Annotated in this window: 18 protein-coding genes and 1 pseudogene; 6 read left to right on the top strand and 13 right to left on the bottom strand. The window is 70.2% G+C overall.

Features of this window, described 5'->3' with window-relative positions; all coding sequences use genetic code 11:
* Positions 1-84: 84 nt before the first annotated feature.
* On the bottom strand, positions 85-1743 hold the full coding sequence (betA, locus tag OG542_RS38125; protein WP_328417091.1) for a choline dehydrogenase: 1659 nt from the start codon (positions 1741-1743) through the stop codon (positions 85-87).
* Positions 1744-1952: 209 nt separating this feature from the next.
* On the opposite strand from betA, the gene OG542_RS38120 reads away from it, so the two are divergent.
* The gene (locus OG542_RS38120; protein ID WP_328418283.1) at positions 1953-2699 is read left to right on the top strand and encodes an IclR family transcriptional regulator; all 747 of its coding nucleotides are present in this window, start codon (positions 1953-1955) and stop codon (positions 2697-2699) included.
* Positions 2700-2763: 64 nt separating this feature from the next.
* Here the strand turns inward: OG542_RS38120 and OG542_RS38115 are convergent, their stop codons facing one another.
* The 9 genes and pseudogenes from OG542_RS38115 to OG542_RS38075 form a co-directional block, all read right to left on the bottom strand.
* Positions 2764-3894 (bottom strand): aromatic ring-hydroxylating oxygenase subunit alpha, encoded by a 1131-nt coding sequence (locus OG542_RS38115; protein WP_328417089.1) that lies wholly within the window; start codon positions 3892-3894, stop codon positions 2764-2766.
* Between the two features lie 132 nt (positions 3895-4026).
* Positions 4027-5190: an NAD(P)/FAD-dependent oxidoreductase gene (locus tag OG542_RS38110; RefSeq protein ID WP_328417087.1), complete on the bottom strand. Its 1164-nt coding sequence runs from the start codon at positions 5188-5190 to the stop codon at positions 4027-4029.
* Positions 5187-5549 carry a bifunctional 3-phenylpropionate/cinnamic acid dioxygenase ferredoxin subunit gene (locus tag OG542_RS38105; RefSeq protein ID WP_328417085.1) on the bottom strand — a complete coding sequence of 121 codons (363 nt, stop codon included), beginning with the start codon at positions 5547-5549 and terminating at the stop codon, positions 5187-5189. The genes OG542_RS38110 and OG542_RS38105 overlap by 4 nt, the downstream gene beginning before the upstream one ends.
* Before the next feature lie 168 nt (positions 5550-5717).
* A complete protein-coding gene (gene folP, locus OG542_RS38100; protein ID WP_328417083.1) occupies positions 5718-6629 on the bottom strand; it encodes a dihydropteroate synthase in 912 nt (303 codons plus the stop codon).
* A gap of 122 nt (positions 6630-6751) precedes the next feature.
* Positions 6752-7024, bottom strand: a pseudogene (locus tag OG542_RS38095) (chorismate-binding protein); the annotation flags it as partial.
* 262 nt (positions 7025-7286) lie between these two features.
* A complete protein-coding gene (locus OG542_RS38090) occupies positions 7287-7922 on the bottom strand; it encodes an MBL fold metallo-hydrolase (RefSeq protein ID WP_328417081.1) in 636 nt (211 codons plus the stop codon).
* Positions 7922-9007 carry an S-(hydroxymethyl)mycothiol dehydrogenase gene (locus tag OG542_RS38085; RefSeq protein WP_328417079.1) on the bottom strand — a complete coding sequence of 362 codons (1086 nt, stop codon included), beginning with the start codon at positions 9005-9007 and terminating at the stop codon, positions 7922-7924. The genes OG542_RS38090 and OG542_RS38085 overlap by 1 nt, the downstream gene beginning before the upstream one ends.
* 272 nt (positions 9008-9279) lie before the next feature.
* Positions 9280-10491, bottom strand: coding sequence for a BCCT family transporter (locus OG542_RS38080; protein WP_328417077.1), 1212 nt, complete (start codon positions 10489-10491; stop codon positions 9280-9282).
* Positions 10492-11067: 576 nt separating this feature from the next.
* On the bottom strand, positions 11068-12303 hold the full coding sequence (locus tag OG542_RS38075; RefSeq protein WP_328417075.1) for an ABC transporter substrate-binding protein: 1236 nt from the start codon (positions 12301-12303) through the stop codon (positions 11068-11070).
* A gap of 510 nt (positions 12304-12813) precedes the next feature.
* On the opposite strand from OG542_RS38075, the gene dhaK reads away from it, so the two are divergent.
* From dhaK to OG542_RS38060, 3 genes are read left to right on the top strand one after another with little or no spacing between them, the layout of a single operon-like run.
* Positions 12814-13806 (top strand): dihydroxyacetone kinase subunit DhaK, encoded by a 993-nt coding sequence (dhaK, locus tag OG542_RS38070; RefSeq protein ID WP_328417073.1) that lies wholly within the window; start codon positions 12814-12816, stop codon positions 13804-13806.
* 47 nt (positions 13807-13853) lie between these two features.
* Positions 13854-14453: a dihydroxyacetone kinase subunit DhaL gene (gene dhaL, locus OG542_RS38065; protein WP_261679779.1), complete on the top strand. Its 600-nt coding sequence runs from the start codon at positions 13854-13856 to the stop codon at positions 14451-14453.
* On the top strand, positions 14446-14856 hold the full coding sequence (locus OG542_RS38060; RefSeq protein ID WP_328417070.1) for a PTS-dependent dihydroxyacetone kinase phosphotransferase subunit DhaM: 411 nt from the start codon (positions 14446-14448) through the stop codon (positions 14854-14856). Before dhaL ends, OG542_RS38060 begins: the two co-directional genes overlap by 8 nt.
* A gap of 72 nt (positions 14857-14928) precedes the next feature.
* Here the strand turns inward: OG542_RS38060 and OG542_RS38055 are convergent, their stop codons facing one another.
* On the bottom strand, positions 14929-15639 hold the full coding sequence (locus OG542_RS38055) for a glycoside hydrolase family 75 protein (RefSeq protein ID WP_328417068.1): 711 nt from the start codon (positions 15637-15639) through the stop codon (positions 14929-14931).
* 413 nt (positions 15640-16052) lie between these two features.
* On the opposite strand from OG542_RS38055, the gene OG542_RS38050 reads away from it, so the two are divergent.
* Together OG542_RS38050 and OG542_RS38045 are read left to right on the top strand one after the other, a co-directional pair.
* Complete coding sequence (locus tag OG542_RS38050; protein WP_328417066.1) at positions 16053-17051, top strand: fibronectin type III domain-containing protein; 999 nt, start codon at positions 16053-16055, stop codon at positions 17049-17051.
* Between the two features lie 208 nt (positions 17052-17259).
* On the top strand, positions 17260-17799 hold the full coding sequence (locus tag OG542_RS38045; protein WP_328336368.1) for a hypothetical protein: 540 nt from the start codon (positions 17260-17262) through the stop codon (positions 17797-17799).
* Between the two features lie 67 nt (positions 17800-17866).
* Here the strand turns inward: OG542_RS38045 and OG542_RS38040 are convergent, their stop codons facing one another.
* Positions 17867-18427, bottom strand: a complete 561-nt coding sequence (locus tag OG542_RS38040) for a PadR family transcriptional regulator (protein WP_184595654.1) — start codon at positions 18425-18427, stop codon at positions 17867-17869.
* Between the two features lie 32 nt (positions 18428-18459).
* A complete protein-coding gene (locus tag OG542_RS38035) occupies positions 18460-20475 on the bottom strand; it encodes an NADPH-dependent 2,4-dienoyl-CoA reductase (RefSeq protein ID WP_328417063.1) in 2016 nt (671 codons plus the stop codon).
* Between the last annotated feature and the right edge of the window lie 82 nt (positions 20476-20557).

Genomic DNA, 20557 nt, shown 5'->3' with positions numbered 1-20557 from the left:
CCACGGGGACAGCCACGAGGGTGCAGCGCCGACAAGCCCGGAACCCCTCGCCTCCGAGCCGGTCGGCTGTCTGAAAACTGCTGGTTACGGCAGGGGGCGGTGCCGGTAATAGGCGGCGGTGGACGGCGGCAGCGGATCCTTCCCGAGGATGAGGTCGGCCGCCTTTTCCGCGATCATCATCACCGGTGCGTAGATGTTGCCGTTGGTAATGTACGGCATCACCGACGCGTCGACGACACGCAGCCCCTCCACCCCGTGCACCCGCATGCTGGCCGGGTCCACGACGGCCATCTCGTCCGTGCCCATCTTGCAGGTGCATGACGGATGCAGCGCGGTCTCGCCGTCCTTGGCGACCCAGGCGAGGATCTCCTCGTCGGTCCCGACGGACGGTCCCGGTGAGACCTCCCCCGCGTTGTACGGCGCCATGGCGGGCTGGTTGAGCAGCTCGCGGGCGACCCTGACGGCCTCGACCCACTCGCGGCGGTCCTGTTCGGTGGACAGGTAGTTGAAGCGCAGCGCGGGGTGCTCGGCCGGGTCCCTGCTCTTGATCTTCACCGAGCCGATGGCGTCGGAGTACATGGGCCCGACGTGCACCTGGTAGCCGTGTCCGCCGGCGGGCACGGAACCGTCGTAGCGGACCGCGACGGGCAGGAAGTGGAACATCAGGTTGGGGTAGGGCACGTCCTCGTTGCCGCGGACGAAGCCACCCGCTTCGAAGTGATTGGTCGCGGCGGGGCCCGTGCGGAAGAGCCACTGCAGGCCGATGAAGGGGGCGCGCCACTTCGCCAGGTACGGCTGCATGGAGACGGGCCGCTTGCAGGCGTACTGGATGTACACCTCCAGGTGGTCCTGGAGGTTCTCGCCGACACCCGGCAGATCGTGTACGACGTCGATGCCGAGCGCGCGCAGTTCCGCGGCGTTGCCGACTCCCGAGAGCTGGAGCAGCTGCGGGGAGTTGATCGCGCCTGAGCAGAGAATGATTTCGCGGGCACGCACCCGCTGGGGTCTGCCGCGGCCACGCCGGTACTCGACGCCGACGGCCCGCTTGCCTTCGAAGAGGACGCGGGTGACCAGAGTGCGCGTCCTGACCGTGAGGTTGGGGCGCTTTCGTACGGGCTTGAGGTAGGCCTTGGACGCCGACAGGCGGCGGCCGCGGTGGACATTGCGGTCGAACCTGGCGAAACCTTCCTGCCGATAGCCGTTCACGTCGTCGGTGGGGGCGTGGCCCGCCTCCTCGGTGGCCTTCAGGAAGGCCTCGAAGAGCGGGCTGGTCCCCGGGCCACGCTCCAGGACGAGGGGGCCGTCGTGACCGCGGAACTCGTCGTCCGGGTCGGCGGCTAGGCAGTTCTCCATCCGCCGGAAGTACGGCAGGCAGTGCGCGTAGTCCCAGGTCTTCATGCCCGGCTCGGCCGCCCAGCGCTCGTAGTCCATGGGGTTGCCGCGCTGGAAGATCATGCCGTTGATGCTGCTGGAACCGCCCAGCACCTTGCCTCGCGCGTGGTAGACGCGCCGACCGCCCATGTGGGGCTCCGGTTCGGACTCGTACTTCCAGTCGTAGAAGCGGCTGCCGATCGGGTAGGTCAGTGCCGCGGGCATGTGGATGAAGACATCCCAGGGGTGGTCGGGCCTGCCCGCCTCCAGGACCAGCACCCGGTTGCCGGGGTCCGTGGAGAGCCGGTTGGCCAGTGCACTGCCGGCCGATCCACCACCTACGATGACGAAGTCGTACTGCAAGTGAGCCATGAGGCCTCGTCTCGCTCGTGCCGTTGAGAATGCGCGGCATGCTAGTGCTCGTATCGCCATACGCACCAGGTTGCGAACAGCGCAACTTGCCCAACGTTGGCACCAGGCCCGTGACCTGCACCGCTGTCGGCTATGTTTAACGCCCGTATAGTTGCGTTGTGAGCAACTACCATGCAGATACCGAAACGACAACTGCGCCGACCGGTGGGGTGCAGTCCGTCGACCGCGCCATCACCGTGCTGGAGATCCTGGCCCGGCGCGGCGAGGCCGGGGTCAGCGAGGTGGCCGCCGAGATCGATGTCCACAAGTCCACCGCGTTCCGGCTGCTCGGCGCCCTGGAGGTGCGCGGCTTGGTGGAACAGGCAGGCGAGCGCGGCAAGTACCGCCTCGGTTTCGGCCTCGTCCGCCTTGCCGGCGCGGTCACCGGCCGCATCGACATCACCCAGCAGAGCCGCCCGGTCTGCGAGCGTCTCGCCGAGGAGATCGGCGAGACTGTGAACCTCGCCGTGATGCAGGAGCAGTACGCGATCAACCTGTACCAGGTGCGCGGTCCCGGTGCTGTCACGGCGTTCAACTGGGTCGGCCAGCTGACGCCGCTGCACGCCACCTCCAGCGGCAAGATCCTGCTGGCCCACATGCCGGCGAAGGAGCGTGCCGCGCTGCTGTCGGCGGGCGGTCTGAAGAAGGTGACCGCCCGCACCCTGACGGCGAAGACCAAGCTCGAGAAGAACCTTGTCGAGGCGCTCGAGCGTGGTTACTCCTGGACCCTGGAGGAGTTCGAGATCGGACTGCACGCCATGGCCGCCCCGGTCCGCAACAGGGACGGAGAGGTCATCGCGGCGCTCAGCGCCTCCGGACCGGCGTACCGGCTCACCGAGGACCGTATGCACGACCTCGCTCCGGTGCTGGTCAAGGGCGCGGACGAGATCAGCCGTCGCATGGGCTATCTGGGCTGACCCCGCCGCGCCGCCTTCGACGGGCGCCCCGCACTCCAGGTGCGGCCCGCCCGTGAACCCGCCGCTACTGTGGCTGCCCCACGCCCAGCCGCTCCTGGACGAAGGCGTGGAACTCACCGATGTGATGCTCGCTGGGCACGAGGACCCCGCCCTTGGCGTACAGCCGGGAGTTCATCGCGGGCTGACAGCGCTCACACGCGTCGAAGTCCTGCCGGTTGACGCGGTCGAAGAGCTCCACCGACCGGCTGACGTCCTTGCCGCCCTCGACGACGTGCTTGAGGTAGAGCCAGTCGCATTCGACGATGGTGCGATCCACGGCGACCGGATACATCCGATGGAAGATCACATGGTCGGGCACGAGGTTGATGAAGACCTGCGGCCGGACGGTGATCGCGTAGTAGCGGCGATCCTGGTCCTCGGCGATACCCGGAATGCGGTCGAGGCCTTCGGAGCCGTCGACGGTGAAACCCTTGACCTCGGAGCCGAACTCCGCGCCGTGTCCCACGTAGTACTGGGCGGCGTACCCGTCGGCGAACTCAGGGAGCACCTCGGTCAGCTCGGGGTGGATCGTCGCGCAGTGGTAGCACTCCATGAAGTTCTCGACGATGAGTTTCCAGTTCGCCTTCACGTCGTAGACGATCCGTCGACCGACTTCGAGGTTGTCGATGTCGTAGTGCTCGATCGACTCCGTGTCGCCCAGGCGCGCGACCACATCCCTCACGACCTCGTCGAAGGGGGGCGGGTTCTCCGCGAGGCACACCCACACGTAGCCGAGCCATTCCCGCGCGGCCACTGCGGCCAGGCCGTATTCGGTGCGGCCGATGTCGGGCATCTTGGTGAGGTTGGGTGCCGCGACGAGTTTGCCCGTCAAGTCATACGTCCAGGCGTGATAGGGGCATTGGAAGGCTCGTTTGACCTCGCCGCTCTCCGCCGTGCAGAGCTTGGCTCCGCGGTGCCGGCAGACGTTGAGGAAGGCGCGTATGGAGTTGTCCCGTGCGCGGGTGATCAGGATGCTCTCGCGGCCCACCTCGACGGTCCGGAAGGCACCGGGCCTGACCAGGTCGGCGGAGCGCACGGCGCAGAACCACATCGTCTCGAAGATGTGTTCCTGCTCCTGGGCGAAGGTCTCGGGATCCGTGTAGGAGGAGCCGGGGAGGGTGGCGATGAGGCTTTCCGGCAGGCCGGTCGAGGTCACAGTGCACTCCTCGGGGAACGTCGTGGATCGGGCATGCACGCGCCGGGACGAGTGACACCGGACGTCGTCGGGTAAGGAGCAGCGCCGCCTTTGTGCGCAGCAGCGGCTGTGAGAGCGAGGTCTGCGGCCCTGTCAGGGCGTCGTGGCCGCGAGGTGCTTGCGCCAGCGCATGAACAGCTTCGGCTGGTTCATCCCGAGGACGGCGACCGGGTGTCCGGCACGCCGGTAGACGGCCAGGACGTTGCGATCGTCCGCGCTGCCCTCCTCGATCGTCACGCTGTCGGCGCGGGCCGCGTTGCCGACGAACTGGATCTTCACGCCGTACTGGTCGGACCAGAAGTACGGCGGCCGGGGCAGCCCGGGTTCGGACTCGCCCCAGGACAGCAGGGCGGCGACCGCCGCGTCCGGTCGTTCCCGGGCGCCGGTCCAGTGCTCGACGCGGCGGTGGATGCCCGCGCGCGGGTCGTACCAGGAGGCACAGTCGCCGACCGAGACCACCCCGGCCAGACTGGTACGGCCGTCCGCACCGCACTTGACACCGTCGTCGAGTTCGACGCCGGATCCGGCCAGCCACTCGACACAGGGACGGGCCCCGACACCCACGACCACGATGTCGGCGGGGATGCTCCGGCCGTCCTCCATCAGGACCGCGTCGACGCGCCTCTCGCCGCTCAGCCCCTTGACGCCCACGCCGCACAACAGGCGTACACCGTGGTCCACGTGGAGGGCGGAGACGATGCGCCCCATGGCCGGGCCGAGCGGTCCGGCCAGTGGTGTGGGCGCCGCCTCGACGATGGTCACGTCCAGGCCGAGGGCGCGGGCGGTGGAAGCGACCTCGGCACCGATGAAGCCGCCGCCGATCACGACCAGGCGTCCGCCCCGGGCCAGTTCGTCCCGCAGGGCGCGGGCGTCGTCCAGGGTGCGCAGGGTGTGCACACCGGCCAGTCCGTCCATGCCGGGCAAGGTCCGGGCGGCGGCGCCGGTGGCGATGACGATGCCGTCGGCCCGCACCTCCCGGCCGTCGGTGAGCCGCACGACCCGGGGCGTGGCGTCGAGTCCGGCGGCGCGGGCTCCGAGCAGCCACTCCGCTTGCAGGTCCTCGCCGTCCGGCTCCAGCGCGAGTTCGGCCTCGCCGATGCCGCCGGCCAGGAACTCCTTGGACAGGGGCGGCCTGTCGTACGGGCGATGGGCTTCGTCGCCGATGACGACCAGCCGTCCGTCGTACCCCTGTTTGCGCAACGAGCGCGCCGCCGACAGACCGGCCAGCGACGCGCCCACCACGGCCACGGTCCTCACGCGACGCCCCCGGCGAGCCGGGCGGCGATGCAGGGAGGCAGGTTCGGGGCTGCCGTGGACAGCCGGACGTAGATCATGCCGTCCTCGACGAAGACCTCGTGCGTGCGCACCGGGAGCCTGGCCGGCGGGGAGTCGACGGCTCCGGTCTTGAGGTTGAACTTCGAGGCGTGCAGCGGGCATTCGACCTCGCAGCCCTCCAGCCAGCCGTCGGCGAGCGAGGCGTCCTGGTGGGTGCATGTGTCGTCGATGGCGAAGAGTTCGCCGTCATCGGTGTGGAACACCGAGACCGGCGGGTCGGTTTCGAGCCTGTGGGCCTCGCCTCGGGGCAGATCCACGAGACGGCACGCGGCAATCATCATGACACCTCGGTGCGTATAGCGAAACGGATTGCGGTGAACGCAACGCCAGTTTGAAGGCGCCCGCGAATCCTTGTCAAGAAGTTCGCGGGACGGTCGACGCCACTATTTTTGTTGCTTGATACGCAACGTCCTGCGCCATAGGAAACGCAGGTCAGAGCGGTGCGCCTCTCAGAACCGGGGTACCGGCAGCGGCGTCGCCGCGGATTCGAGGCCCCACCGAGCGGTCACGCGCACCACGTCGGCCGTCGAGGCGACGTCGTGGACGCGCACGCACCAGGCACCCTGCGCGGCTGCCAGGACCGACACCGCGGAAGTGGCCGCGTCCCGCAGGTGCGCCGGCCGGGGCCGCCCCGTCTCCGGGTCCGCCAGCAAGTGACCCAGAAAGGATTTCCGCGCCGCACCGACGAGGACCGGCCGGCCCAGCGCGACGACCTCCCGGAGACGGCCGAGCAGCCGCCAGTTGTGCTCGACGCGCTTGGCGAACCCGAGCCCCGGGTCGACGATGAGACAGTCCGCCGGAACCCCGGCGTGCAGGGCCGCGTCGACTCGCGCCCGCAACTCGTGGACCACGTCGGTGACGACGTCGTCGTACACGGCGTTCGCCTGCATCCCCGTGGAATGCCCACGCCAGTGCATGAGCACGTAGGGGGTGCCGGACCGCGCCATCAGCGGCAGCATCGCCGGGTCGGCGAGCCCGCCGGAGACGTCGTTGACCAGAGCGGCGCCGGCCTCGATGGCGTGGGCGGCGACCTCGGCGCGCATGGTGTCGACGCTGACCGTCGCGCCTGCACCGGCAAGTTCGCGGACGACCGGCAGCACCCTCCGCAACTCCTCCTCGACGGCCGGGCGCGCGGCGCCGGGGCGGGTCGACTCGCCACCCACGTCCAGAATGTCCGCCCCCTCGTCGAGCAGCGCGAGGCCGTGCGCGACGGCCCGTTCCGGGTCGAACCACCGCCCGCCGTCGGAGAACGAGTCGGGCGTGACGTTCACGATGCCCATCACCAGGGTCCGGTCGGGCCGGGGAAGACCTCGCGGATGGAGTGCGGGAGCGGCTCGCTCGGGCCGGGCGGCGGTGCTCATGCGACTCGGGGCGGGTCGGCGAGGGGGCGTGCGGTAAGCATCATGGAACCTGTTACCTCGTTGCGCACAGAGGAACCTTGTGCGATCTGGGCAACGAGTCTGAGGACGGCCTCACGGCACTGTCAAGGCAGGTGGAAGGCCTTGGCCGCCCCACGCGGCCTCGACGCCAGAGTGACCAGCCGAGAGGCCTTCAATTCGGTCTCCTCCCACTCCCGCCCGGGATCCGACCCCCAGGTGATGCCGGCGCCCGTACCGAAACGCAGCACCGGCTCCGACGGGGCGACACGGTCGATCCAGAAGGTGCGGATGCCCACGGCCAGTTCACCGGTCCCCCGGTCGGCGTCGACCCAGCCGATGGCGCCGCAGTACGGGCCGCGGGGCGCGGTCTCCAGGGCGCTCCAGCAGGTCGTCCGCCGTACGGCCCGTGCCCTTGATCGGCCCCGCCTTCGAAGTCCGCGACGACCGCCCAGAAACCGGCGGAGTCCAGGGCGGCGGGATCGCTGGTGACATCACGCAGATCAGCGGCGACCAGGCCGCCGAAGTGTGCCATCGGGGCGGGGTCGTACACGGCGGTTCGTCCAGGGCCGACGGGGCGGATGGTCCTTGACCGGCCGGGGCGGGCACTCGATCGCCCCGGCCGGCGTGGCGGCTCACCTGTCACCAGCCGCGGGCGGCCCACTCCTCCAGATGCGGTGCTTCCGCCTCGACGGACGTCGCCTCACCGTGTCCGGTGTGGACGACCGTCTCCCCCGGGAGGGTCAGCAGCCGGTCACCGATGGAGCCGATGATCGTGCCGAAGTCGCTGTACGAGCGCCCGGTCGCGCCGGGGCCTCCCGCGAACAGCGTGTCGCCGCTGAACAGAGCACCCAGATCGGGGGCGTACAGGCACACGGCTCCCGGAGCGTGCCCGGGCGTATGGAGGACACGCAGGCCGATGCCCGCCACCACGAGTTCGTCACCGTCGGCGAGCGGGCCGTCGGGCCGTCGGCTGGGGTGCACCATCTTCCACAGCACCTGGTCATCAGGGTGCAGGAGCATGGGCGCGCCCGTGGCGAGAGCCACGTCCGGCGCAGCACGCACATGGTCGTCGTGGGCATGAGTGCACACGATGGCCGACAGACGACGGTCACCGACGGCCGCCACGACGGCGTCGGAGTCGTGTGCCGCGTCGATGACGACCACTTCGTCGTCGTCACCGATGATCCAGACGTTGTTGTCGACGTCCCAGGTCCCGCCGTCGAGACTGAAGGTCCCGCTGGTGACGAGGTGTTCGATACGCGGTGCGCCGGCCATCACAGCACCACCACCGAGCGCAGCACGTCGCCGCGGTGCATTTTCTCGAAGGCCTCCTCCACCTCACCGAGGCCGATGGTCTCGGAGACGAACGCGTCCAGGTCGAAACGACCTCCCAGATACAGGTCGATGAGGGCCGGGAAGTCGCGCGAGGGCAGGCAGTCGCCGTACCAGCTGGACTTCAGGGAGCCGCCCCGCCCGAAGACGTCGAGCAGGGGCAGCTCCACCTTCATCTCCGGGGTGGGCACGCCGACCAGCACGACCGTGCCGGCCAGGTCGCGGGCGTAGAAGGCCTGCCGGTACGTCTCGGGGCGGCCGACCGCTTCCACGACGACGTCTGCGCCGAAGCCGCCCGTCAGCTCGCGCACCGCTTCCACGACGTCGCCCTTCGACCCGTCGACCGTGTGCGTGGCTCCCATGGTCATGGCCCGGTCCAGCTTGCGCGGGTCGATGTCGACGGCGATGACCTTGCTCGCTCCGGCCAGCCGCGCCCCGGCCACGGCGGCCATGCCGACGCCGCCGCAGCCGATGACGGCGACAGAGTCGCCCCGGCCGACGGCACCGGTGTTCACGGCCGCGCCGAAGCCCGCCATGACGCCGCACCCGAGCAGCCCGGCTGCCGCCGCCGGGGCCGCCGGATCCACCTTGGTGCACTGCCCGGCGGCAACCAGCGTCTTCTCCGCGAACGCTCCGATGCCGAGCGCCGGCGAGAGCGGGGTGCCGTCGAGCAGCGTCATCGGCTGTGTCGCGTTGTGGGTGGCGAAGCAGTACCAGGGCCTGCCCTTGCTGCAAGCCCGGCACTGGCCGCACACCGCACGCCAGTTGAGGATGACGAAGTCGCCGGGCTCGACGCCGGTGACTCCCTCTCCGACCGCCTCGACGCGGCCAGCCGCCTCATGCCCCAGAAGGAAGGGGAAATCGTCGTTGATCCCGCCCTCGCGGTAGTGGAGATCGGTATGACAGACGCCGCACGCCTCGACCTTGACCAGCGCCTCACCCGGGCCGGGGTCGGGGACGACGATCGTTTCGACGGAGACCGGTGCGCCCTTCTTCCGGGCGACGACGGCACGAACCTCGTGGGCCATGAGCTGCTCCTCAAGCGGGAAAGCCTCGCGAATGCGTTGCCTCATTCGATACACGCACCGCTATACGCAACCGAGCATCGCGGAGGAGCAGGCCGAGGGTCAAGGGCTTGGTTCCGGCCGAGTCGCGCTCCTCCGGTTCATCCGGTTGGGCAGCTCAGCCCGTGGGCTGTGAATCCGCCATGACGTCGGACGGCAGCGCACCGTCGTCAGGTCCCGGCTCTCCGGCGGCGTCGGCGACGGCTTCCTGTTCCGCCGACGGGGCGAGGATCGGCTCAGCGCGCAGGGCCTTCACGAGTGAGACGCACAGGCCGAGCATCACGAAGAGGAACGGGAACGCGGCGATGATGGCCACCTGCGGTCCCGCCGAGGATCGCGAACCACGCGACACTCACCAGACTCGGCGCGATGATCACACCGACGATGAACTCCCGAATCGTGCGCCCGCGGGAGATCCGGGCTATGAAGGTCCCGACGAACGGCGTCCAGGAGATCCACCACGCCCAGTAGAAGACCGTCCAACTGGAGAGCCACTCGCCGCCGCCGAAGGCACCCGTCGTGAAACTCATCTTCGGCAGAGAGGCCAGATAGCCGCCCAGCGCCTCGGTCTGGCTCTCCAGGATGAACACCGTGGGGCCCACCACGAAGACGAAGAGCAGCAGGACGGCGGCGAGAATCATGTTGCCGTTGCTCAGCCACTGGATGCCGCGGTGCACGCCGGATAGGGCGGAGAGCACGAACAGGACGGTGAGGACCGCGATGATCGATACGGCCAGCGCGGTGGAGTCAGGGATGCCCCAGACCTCTTTCAGACCCCGGTTGACCTGCAGTGCGCCCAAGCCAAGGGAGACGGCGGAACCGAAGAGGGTGGCGAAGATCGCCAGAATGTCGATGGACTTTCCGAGCGGCCCGTCCCCCCGGTCGCCCAGCAGCGGGCGGAAGGCGGAGCTGACCAGACTGTTGCCGCTCTTGCGGAAACCGAAATAGGCGAGCGCCAGCCCGGCGACGGCATACATCGCCCAGGGATGGGTCGCCCAGTGGAAGTACGAGTACTCCAACGCCAGGCGGGCGGCGTCCTCGCTGCCCGCCTTCGCGGAGCCGGGCGGCGGGCTGGACATATGCATGATCGGCTCGCTCGCCCCGTAGAACATGAGGCCGATCCCCATGCCGGCGCTGAACATCATCGCCACCCAGGACGCGGTGCTGAACTCCGGACGCTCGCCGTCTCTGCCGAGCCGGACGGAGCCGAACCGGCTGAACGCGAGCACCGCTGCCAGCACCACGAACCCGGAGCTCGTCAGGACGAACAGCCAGCCGAAGTTGTCGATGATCCGGCCCAGCGTCGTTTCGGCGACCGTGGCGAGATTGTCGGTGAAGAACACCCCCCAACCGACGAACAGGGCGGACAGCGTGACAGATATATGGAGGACAGCCGGATCCACTCGTGCGCGGGCCGATGTCGTCTTCTTCGTCGTCGCGGTACTCATCCGCAGCCTTCCGACGGGGGACAGGGGTGGCCGGTCTGCATCCCTGCGAGAGCACCGCACACAGCGGTGCGCAACACGCAACTTAGAGCTCGATGTGCAACACAGTTCCTGTCGCGTCCCGGTGCGTCAACCCCCTGTACACCGACCTCCAGAGCTGTGATCGCGAAGGTTCGGGGTAGGCGGTCGTGGTGCTTTGCCCAGCCAGTGCAGGCACGACGAGAACACCGGCCGGGACGCGATCCACCAGCTCAACGAGCTCGACCTGGCCTGCCCGGACTCTCAGGGGCCGAGAGACCACCCCTGCCAACTCAGCGATGACGAGGAGGACTTCCTCGTGAAGACGGGCCTCCACCCGCCCGGTCGAGCTCGGCCGGTCCTGAGGCCGCTGGTCGATCCACAAACTCACCGCCTACCTGCGCAAGTACACGGCTGGATCTCGACCACAACCCCGCATCGCCCAGGCTCCTGAGTGTCATCGGCTGCGGGTTCCTGGCGACTGCGGCCGTCGGAGCCACGGTGACCGCTGCCCCAGCCGACCGGCCCGACTGTTCCACCGCCGAGGGGGGCCACGCCCGATCAATCCTGCCCGGCCTCTCTTTGCACCTGCTCCAGGACCTGTTTCGCGGAGCTCGCTCCGCTGAAGAGGTTGACTCCGTACCGGTTGAACAGTTCGTTGACCCGCTCCCAGTTTTTCGTCGTACGCAGCGGAATCGCCGTGGCGTTGGCGGCTTCAAGAACCTGTCGGGCACCGGCAAGGCGCGCGTTCTCGTACCACGCGTGCTGCGCCGACTCACGTGACGGATAGGCACGTCCCACCTCGCCGAGCCACTCCAGTTGGTTCTTGGCGGTCATCAGCGTGATCGCCTTGAACGCCCGCTCCGGGTCCGGGCAGGACTTGGAGATGCCGAACCCGGAACCGGACGAGTACGTCCTGCTGCCGTCCGGGCCAGCGGGAATCGTGGCCAGGCCCACCGAGAAGCCGGCCTGGTTCTTCAGATTCAGCAACGCCCACGGCCCGCTGGTGCCCATGGCCACGTGGCCGCTGAGGAACTGCTTCTCGACGAAGGCGGGATCAACTCCGGGCAGGCGGGGGGCAACCTTCTTCCTGGCCGCCAGGTCGGCGTACCACTGCACGCCCTTGGTCATGGCAGGGGTGGTGAGTCGCAGATTGCCCGCCCCGTCGGTGGGCTGCGCCCCGGTCTTGGTCAGCACCATGGGAAACATCCACACATCCTGAGGCCCCGCCGCGAACCCGTAGGTCCGGCCCCCGGTCAGCTTGCGGGCGACCGACTCGAACTCGGCCAGAGTCCACCCCGGCTTGGGCTCCGACACCCCCGCGTTCCGGAACATGTCCTTGTTGTACGTGAGGATCACCGGGCCGACGTCGTACGGCAGCGCGTACTGCTTCCCGTCGGCACTCAGCCCCTCCATGATGGACTTGTCGAAGTCCGTCACATCGAACTTGTTCTTGTCGATCAGATCGTCGAGCGGCAGCATGCCCTGGGTGTAGCCCGTGGTGCGGAGCGCCTGCATCGAGACGATGCAGGGCGCGTTGCCGCTTTGGAAACGGGTGCCGAGCTTGGCGAAGTAGTCATTGAAGGACGAGGTCTCGAGCTTGATCGTGATCCGCGGATCTTCGCGGGACACACGGTCCGCGAGTTCATGCCAGACCTGCTGTTCCTCACCGCCGTCGGCCCACATCGACCAGGTCAACGTCCTCGAACCGCCACCGTCGGCACCACACGCCATAACCAGCGTCCCGGCCAGCGCCAAGGCGACGGCTGCCCTCACCGCGATGCGCAGCCCTGTCATGGCACGTCCGCATGTCCCTTTTAGTGGCAGTATGCACGCATTATGACATAGGGCGCATTGAGAAGCTCCCTTACGCGAGCCGACGCACAGCACCGCGCTAAACAGCACCGCCCTGAGGGGGCATCACCACCGCAAGCTGCCCGCCGCCGGGCTCGGCAGTGGCCTGCTCCGCCGCGCACCACCGCTCCGGACCATCAGCGTGCCCTTGAGCACCACGGCTTGGATCTCGCACCAAGATCGACCCGCCCCAGCACGTCCGAGCACAGCCCCACGTGACCTTCGCATCCGCAAGGTCGATACTGCAGACATGAGGCTCTCGCCGACGCGTATCCGACCCGCAGCCACCTACCTGACACATGGTCATGAAAGTCAGCATTGAGTCAGCATCAGCACCGCGAGAACCCGCTTCCGACCGCCGCCGACCGCCAAGATCGGCAACTGGTCAAACGTAACCTGGCCTGCGAAGCTGGAAGTCAAGGGCTCATCTACTAGTCTCCCTAGGAGGTACCCGTGAAGATGCTGATCAACGTCCCGGAGACCGTGGTCGCGGACGCGCTGCGCGGTCTGGCGGCTGCCCACCCGGAGCTGACCGTGGACGTGGAGAACCGGGTGATCGTGCGGCGGGACGCTCCCGTGGCCGGAAAAGTGGGGCTGGTCTCGGGCGGAGGCTCGGGGCACGAGCCGTTGCACGGGGGTTTCGTGGGTCCCGGCATGCTGTCGGCGGCCTGTCCGGGCGAGGTGTTCACCTCCCCGGTGCCCGACCAGATGCTGCGTGCGGCCGCCGCCGTGGACAGCGGGGCCGGGGTGCTGTTCATCGTGAAGAACTACACCGGCGACGTGCTCAACTTCGACATGGCCGCCGAGCTGGCCGAGGACGAGGGCATCCAGGTCGCGAAAGTGCTGGTCAACGATGACGTGGCGGTGACCGACAGTCTTTACACGGCCGGCCGGCGTGGCACCGGCGCGACTCTGTTCGTGGAGAAGATCGCGGGTGCCGCCGCTGACGAGGGCATGCCGCTGGAGCGGGTGGAGGCCATCGCCCGGCAGGTCAACGAGAACTCCCGCAGTTTCGGTATCGCGCTGAGCGCCTGCAGCACGCCGGCCAAGGGCAGCCCCACCTTCGATCTGCCGTCCGGTGAGCTGGAGTTGGGCATCGGCATCCATGGCGAGCCCGGCCGGGAGCGGCGGGCGATGATGACCTCCGGCGAGATCGCCGAGGTCGCCGTCGAGGCGGTGGTGGAGGACCTTCAGCCGCGCAATCCCGTGCTGGTCCTCGTCAATGGCATGGGTGCGACGCCCCTGCTCGAGCTGTACGGCTTCAACGCCGAGGTGCACCGGGTGCTGGCCCAGCGCGGCGTACCCGTGGCCCGTGTCCTCGTGGGCAACTACGTCACCTCCCTCGACATGGCGGGGGCCTCGCTCACCCTGTGCCAGGTCGACGAGGAGATGCTGCGGCTGTGGGACGCGCCGGTGAAGACGGCGGGTCTGCGCTGGGGCATGTGACGCGCGGGGGAAAGGATCACCCCGTACCTACCAGGCAAGGAGATCCAGTGCTCGACGCCGATTTCTTCCGCCGTTGGATGACGGCGACCGCCGCGTCCGTCGACCGTGAGGCGGAACGGCTCACCGCCCTCGACTCCCCCATCGGGGACGCCGACCACGGCAGCAACCTCCAGCGCGGGTTCAAGGCCGTGGCGGCCGCCCTGGAGAAGGAGGCCCCCGGCACGCCGGGCGGGGTCCTGACGCTGGCCGGGCGCCAGCTCATCTCGACGGTCGGCGGCGCCTCGGGGCCGCTGTACGGCACGCTGCTGCGCCGTACCGGCAAGGCGCTCGGGGATGCCGCCGAGGTCAGTGCGGAGCAGCTGGCCGAGGCGCTGCGGACCGGGGTGGACGCGGTCATGACGCTCGGCGGTGCCGCCCCGGGCGACAAGACCATGATCGACGCGCTGGTGCCCGCGGTCGACGCGCTCGGTGACTCGTTCGCGGCGGCGCGGGCCGCGGCGGATGAGGGCGCCGTGGCGACGACGCCCCTCCAGGCGCGCAAGGGCCGGGCGAGCTATCTGGGTGAGCGCAGCATCGGGCACCAGGACCCGGGCGCCACGTCGTCGGCGCTGCTCGTCGCCGCGCTCGCGGAGGCCGCCGATGAGTGACAAGCGGCTTGTGGGAATCGTGCTGGTGTCGCACAGCGCGGAGGTGGCCGCCTCGGTCGCCGCGCTGGCGAAGGGGCTCGCCGGCGGTGGCCCGGTGGTGCCCGTCGCTCCGGCGGGCGGCAACGAGGCAGGTGGGCTCGGCACCAGCGCCGAATTGATCGCCGCGGCGGCCGCGTCCGTCGATCGCGGTGCGGGCGTCGCCGTCCTCACCGACCTGGGCAGCGCGGTGCTCACCGTGAAGGCGCTGCTCGCGGAGGGCGACGAACTGCCGGAGCGGACGCGGCTGGTGGACGCCCCGTTCGTGGAGGGAGCCGTGGCCGCTGTCGTCACGGCGGGCACCGGGGCCGATCTGGCGGCGGTGGAGTCCGCCGCCGCGGAGGCGTACACGTACCGGAAGGTGTGAGACCGGGCCCGGGCACGCCGGACGGCGGCGTGCCCGGCCACCGCGAGCGACAGCCGACGTCCCGTCACTCACTCAGCTCCCGTCGGCGAACCGCCTCGCCACCCGCTGCCCCGTCGTCACGGCCGCCGCGCGGTCCTCGATGGGCGACACCCGGGTGTTCTTGAAGACGATGTAGGTGACGCCCGAGGCCGCGCCGCCCCGGAGCGGGTGGGGGCGGATACCGAGGGCCTCGGCCGTCGCGTAGGAGGCCTCTCCGATGACGCCCCGCGGGCCCGTGTCGCCGACGACCGCGTACTGCACCTGGTCGCGGTACACCACGGCCACGACCGAACCGCCGCCCACGCCGTGGTCCCGGTAGTCCCAGATGCGGCTCGGGGCGGGCACGACGATGAAAGGGAGACGTTCGGCGCTCAAGGGGCGGCCGTCGGACTGGGAGTAGGCCGTGGCGGCGGCGAAATACGGGTCGCTGCGGCGGTTGCAGCGGAGTCCGGGGCGGCCGTCGCAGTCGATGTCCATGTCGGCCTTCCAGAAGACGGCGTCGCGGGTGCCGCAGACCGGGATCTTCGCGGAGGCGCCGTTGTCGCTGCGGTACCGGCCGCGGGAGACGGGAGTGCAGTCCCGTGCTCTGGCCAGCAGGTCGGCGGCGCTGACGGGGGCCTCGCGCCACACCACCGGGCGCCACACCACCGGCTGTGTGCGCGGCTGCGCCGGCGTGGCGGGCGGTGTCGTCGGGACGAGCAGGGCGGCGCTGGCCGCGGCCAGTGTGAGCGACTGGACACGCACGATGGGTGAGCCTCTCCTGAGGAAACCTGACGGGCACTCAGGCCAATCTGTTCCCCCGGGCTGTTGATCCGGTCACCGTCAAAGGGCCGGACGGCCCACACTCCGAACCACCGGCAGGGGCCGGGGACCTGAGTCCGTGGGGGACTCGGGCCGCCCGGCCACCCGCGCCGGCGCGGGATCTGCGACGACAGCGGTCCGCGCGACAGGCCCGAACTCCCGGGTGTCCGCCAGGAGTTCGGCCGTGAGGAACTTCAGCATACGTAACCCTCCCGAGTGGCCACGAACGGCGGGGGTGACGCACGACCACCTCGGCTCACCTTGTCACCCTCCACCACCGCCCTCTTGATGTGATCGCGTCAGCCGCGCCATATTGGTCCGGACCATTCCCGAGTGCCGTCCCGGGAGGCAGTGTCGTGCGACGCGTTCTCGTCTCGTTTTCCGCTCCCGCCCTTCTCCTCCGGCGCGTCGCGCTCTGCGGGGTCCTCGCGCTGGTCACCGCCTGCGGCTGGGCCGGAGCGGAGGAAAAGGACGTCGGCGGTGTGCCCGGGGCGCCGACGGGCGTCACCGCGGCGGCGGGCAGCGCGACGAGCGTGCACGTCATGTGGAATGTGACCGCGCGGGCCGATGTCTACGAGGTGTATCGGGGCACCACGAAGGTCAGGGAAGTACCGGGTTCGAAGCACATGGTGGACGTCACCAGGCTCCGGCCGTCCACGCTGTACGTCTTCACCGTACGGGCGCGGGACGCCGACGGGCGGCTCGGGCCGCCCAGCCGTCAGGTCCGGGCGCGGACACCCGCGGCCGTGGCGGACGACCACTCGGCGCCGACCCGCCCCTCGGCGCCCAGCGGACGGGCGGCCGGAAGCCGGGTGGTCCAGCTGTCCTGGTCCGCCTCGACGGACGACCGGGACGTGGTGTCGTACGACATCCACCAGGGAGCCACGAAGATCCACAGCGTGAGCGGAGGCCAGACGGCCGCCGTGGTCACGGGGCTGCGTCCCGGCACGTCCTACGCGTTCACCGTCCGGGCCAGGGACGCGGCAGGCAACGTCTCTCCCGCCGGTCCCGCCGTCCGGCTCACCACCCCGGGCACGGACGACGGCCGCGCCACGGCCCCCACCGCCTTCCGGGCGACGAGCCACCGCGAGGACGGGGCGTACCACGTGGACCTGAGCTGGGTGCCGCCCCGCCTGGACGGCGAGATCACCGAGTACCAGATCCAGCTGGACGGCCGCCCGGCCACGTCCCTCGTGTACGGCGGGAGCGCCCCGCGCGACCGGGCGACGCACCGTTTCTACGTGGGGCAGGTCGCCGGTGTCACGCACCGCGTCCGGATCCGGGCGATGCTGCCGGACGGCACCTGGGGCGGCTTCTCGGCGGAGCGGACGGTGACGACGGGCGCGCGGCGGTGACACGGAGGCCATGACGCGGCGACGCCGGGCCACGGCGATGTCGTGCCCGCGTCGGCCGGCCACTGGACGGCGTCACCTGCACGGGGGAACCCGGCGTGCGCCCGGGGCCTGGGGAGCTTTGGCTGACCCCTGAGGCAGCACGGGCGTTTCCCGACCCTCGGCGGCGCTAGGGATGTACCGCCAACCGTGCCGCCGGAGGGCAGTCCACATGCGTAACTCATCGCCAGTTCTCCGCACCGGCCTGACCGTGGCAGCCGCCGCTCTGCCCCTCGCCCTGGCCGCGGTGCCCGCTGCCGCCGGCCCGGGCATCTCCGTGAGCACCACGGGTTCCACGGTGTCGGTCACTACCAGCGCGTGCACCCAGATCAGCGGCAGCTGGGGCACCGCCTCACTGCTCACCAGCAGCCAGGGCAGCTTCGCCCAGGGGCGCCAGGTGACCCTGTCGGGGACGTCCACCAGTCAGTCCGCCGCCTGGTCGAGCGTCAGCGCGGGGACGTACACCGTCATCGTCATCTGCTCGGACGGCACGACCGCGGGCACCCAGTCCGTCGTCGTCTCCCCGACCCCCTCCCCCACGAGATCCCCGTCCCCGTCGGCCTCGCCGTCCCGCGGCGTCATGGGCGGTACCGGCGGAAGCGCTACGGACTACGGGACCGTCACGCTGGTGGCTGGCGGCACGCTGGTCGGGGCCGGCCTGCTCGGGACGGCCTGGTACCTGCGCCGCCGCAACAAGCCGTACCGGTTCTGACCCGGTACGGACGGCGGCCCGCCCTCCCGAAGCGCTCCGGTCGGGCGGGCCACCGTCACACCCCGAATCAGGCCGGGCGGGTCGGCTCGCCGTCCGGAAGCCCGTCGAATTCCGCCAGGGCGCGGCTGAGCCACTGGGTCCAGAAGGTCTCCAGGTCGATGCCGGCCCGCAGCACCAGATGCCGCAGCCGGTCCTCGGTGCCGTCCCGGCCGGGCGGGAAGTCGCGCTGCTCGATCTCCTGGTACTCCGCCAACTGCCGCTCGTGGAGCTGCAGATGGCGTCGCAGATCGGCCTCCAGGCCCGCCGTGCCGACCACGGCCGCCGCCCTCAGCCGCAGCAGCAGCGTGTCGCGGTGCGGCTTGGGGTCCTGGGAGGCGGCGGTCCAGCGGGCCAGTTCGGCGCGGCCCGCGTGCAGGACCTCGTAGCTCTTCTTCTGCCCGCGCGCCGGCTGCTCGGACGGCAGGGCCCGGATCAGGCCGTCGGCCTCCAGTTTTCCCAGCTCGCGATAGATCTGCTGGTGCGTCGCGGACCAGAAGTAGCCGATCGACCGGTCGAACCGGCGGGTCAGCTCCAGGCCCGACGACGGCTTCTCGAGCAGGGCGGTGAGGATCGCGTGCGGGAGTGACATACCAGTCATCCTAGGGACGGGCGGCAGACCCCCTACAGCGCCGCCGCCAGCTCGGTGCCCTGCTTGATGGCGCGCTTGGCGTCCAGTTCCGCGGCCACGTCGGCGCCGCCGATGAGGTGCGTGCTGCGCCCGGCGGCGACCAGCTCCTCGTACAGACCGCGGCGCGCCTCCTGGCCCGTGCACAGCACGACCGTGTCGACCTCCAGCACCGTGCTCGCGCCGTCGACCGTGACGTGCAGTCCCGCGTCGTCGATCCGGTCGTACCGCACCCCCGGGACCATGGTGACGCCGCGGTGCTTGAGTTCGGCGCGGTGGATCCAGCCCGTGGTCTTGCCGAGGCCGGCGCCGACCTTGGACGTCTTGCGCTGGAGCAGATGGACGGTGCGCGGCGGGGCGGGCCGCTCGGGCGCGGCGAGGCCGCCGGGGCCGCGGTAGTCGAGGTCGACGCCCCACTGGCGGAAGTACGTCGCCGGGTCCTCGTGGGCCTTGTCGCCGCCGTCCGTGAGGTACTCGGCGACGTCGAAGCCGATGCCGCCCGCGCCGAGGATCGCGACGCGGTCGCCGACGGGGGCGCCGTCGCGCAGGACGTCGAGGTAGCCGAGGACGCTCGGGTGGTCGACGCCGGGGATGTCGGGGGTGCGCGGGCTGACGCCGGTGGCGACGACGACCTCGTCGTAGCCGTCGACGTCCGCGACCGTGACGGGCGTGTTCAGCCGTACGTCGACGCCGTGCCAGTCGAGCTGGGTGCGGAAGTAGCGGAGCGTCTCGTCGAACTCCTGCTTGCCGGGGACCTTGCGGGCGACGTTGAGCTGCCCGCCGATCTCGCTCGCGGCGTCGAAGAGGGTGACGTCGTGGCCGCGCTCGGCTGCGGAGACCGCGCAGGCGAGGCCGGCCGGTCCGGCTCCGACGACCGCGACGCGTTTGCGCAGCCGGGTCGGGGAGAGCACGAGTTCCGTCTCGTGGCAGGCGCGCGGGTTGACCAGGCAGGAGGTGATCAGGCCGCTGAAGGTGTGGTCGAGGCAGGCCTGGTTGCAGCCGATGCAGGTGTTGATCGCCTCGGGCCGGCCTGCGGCGGCCTTGGTGACGAAGTCCGGGTCGGCGAGCATCGGGCGGGCCATCGACACCATGTCGGCCGCGCCCTCGGCGAGCAGCTCCTCGGCGAGCTCGGGGGTGTTGATGCGGTTGGTGGTGACGAGCGGGACGGACACCTCGCCCATGAGCCGCTTGGTCACCCAGGTGTACGCGCCGCGCGGCACGGAGGTCGCGATGGTGGGGATGCGGGCCTCGTGCCAGCCGATGCCGGTGTTGATGATCGTCGCCCCGGCGGCCTCGACGGCCTTGGCGAGGGTGATCACCTCGTCGAGCGTCGAGCCGCCCGGGACGAGGTCGAGCATGGACAGCCGGTAGACGACGATGAAGTCCTCGCCGACCGCCTCGCGCACCCGCCGCACGATCTCGAGCGGGAAACGCGTGCGGTTCTCGTACGAGCCGCCCCAGCGGTCGGTGCGCTGGTTGGTGTGCCGGGCGATGAACTCGTTGATGAGGTAGCCCTCGGAGCCCATGATCTCGACGCCGTCGTAGCCGGCCTGACGGGCCAGGCGGGCGGCGCGGACGTAGTCGTCGATGGTCCGCTCGACGTCGGCGTCGCTCAGCTCGCGGGGCGGGAAGGGGCTGATCGGCGCCTGGATCGGGCTGGGCGCGACCAGGTCCTGGTGGTAGGCGTACCGGCCGAAGTGCAGGATCTGCATCGCGATCCGCCCGCCCGCCTGGTGCACGGCGTCGGTGATGACCCGGTGCTGCTCGGCCTCCGTCTCGGTGGTGAGCTTCGCGCCGCCCTCGTAGGGACGCCCCTCGTCGTTGGGGGCGATGCCACCGGTGACGATCAGGCCCACTCCCCCGCGGGCGCGGGCGGCGTAGAAGGCGGCCATGCGCTCGAAACCGCCCTCGGCCTCCTCCAGACCGACATGCATGGAGCCCATGAGGACCCGGTTGGGCAGGGTCGTGAAGCCCAGGTCGAGGGGGGTCAGCAGGTGCGGGTAACGGCTCATCGGGCCCTCCGTGCGCGGTGTCGTGCCTGTAGTTGTAGACGACTACCGACGGTTTATGCAACTAGTTGCACAAGGTGATGGA

It is taken from the genome of Streptomyces violaceus (assembly GCF_036014075.1).
GTDB classification, from domain to species: domain Bacteria; phylum Actinomycetota; class Actinomycetes; order Streptomycetales; family Streptomycetaceae; genus Streptomyces; species Streptomyces violaceus.
This window is presented reverse-complemented; position numbering and strand designations above follow the sequence as displayed.

What these genes read in the sequence shown, in the direction of transcription:
- betA (WP_328417091.1), bottom strand. Translation starts at nt 1,743, where the DNA reads ATGGCTCACTTGCAGTACGACTTCGTCATCGTAGGTGGTGGATCGGCC.
- OG542_RS38105 (WP_328417085.1), bottom strand. Translation starts at nt 5,549, where the DNA reads ATGATGATTGCCGCGTGCCGTCTCGTGGATCTGCCCCGAGGCGAGGCC.
- folP (WP_328417083.1), bottom strand. Translation starts at nt 6,629, where the DNA reads ATGAGCACCGCCGCCCGGCCCGAGCGAGCCGCTCCCGCACTCCATCCG.
- OG542_RS38090 (WP_328417081.1), bottom strand. Translation starts at nt 7,922, where the DNA reads ATGGCCGGCGCACCGCGTATCGAACACCTCGTCACCAGCGGGACCTTC.
- OG542_RS38085 (WP_328417079.1), bottom strand. Translation starts at nt 9,007, where the DNA reads ATGGCCCACGAGGTTCGTGCCGTCGTCGCCCGGAAGAAGGGCGCACCG.
- OG542_RS38080 (WP_328417077.1), bottom strand. Translation starts at nt 10,491, where the DNA reads ATGAGTACCGCGACGACGAAGAAGACGACATCGGCCCGCGCACGAGTG.
- OG542_RS38075 (WP_328417075.1), bottom strand. Translation starts at nt 12,303, where the DNA reads ATGACAGGGCTGCGCATCGCGGTGAGGGCAGCCGTCGCCTTGGCGCTG.
- OG542_RS38060 (WP_328417070.1), top strand. Translation starts at nt 14,446, where the DNA reads ATGAGTGACAAGCGGCTTGTGGGAATCGTGCTGGTGTCGCACAGCGCG.
- OG542_RS38045 (WP_328336368.1), top strand. Translation starts at nt 17,260, where the DNA reads ATGCGTAACTCATCGCCAGTTCTCCGCACCGGCCTGACCGTGGCAGCC.
- OG542_RS38040 (WP_184595654.1), bottom strand. Translation starts at nt 18,427, where the DNA reads ATGTCACTCCCGCACGCGATCCTCACCGCCCTGCTCGAGAAGCCGTCG.
- OG542_RS38035 (WP_328417063.1), bottom strand. Translation starts at nt 20,475, where the DNA reads ATGAGCCGTTACCCGCACCTGCTGACCCCCCTCGACCTGGGCTTCACG.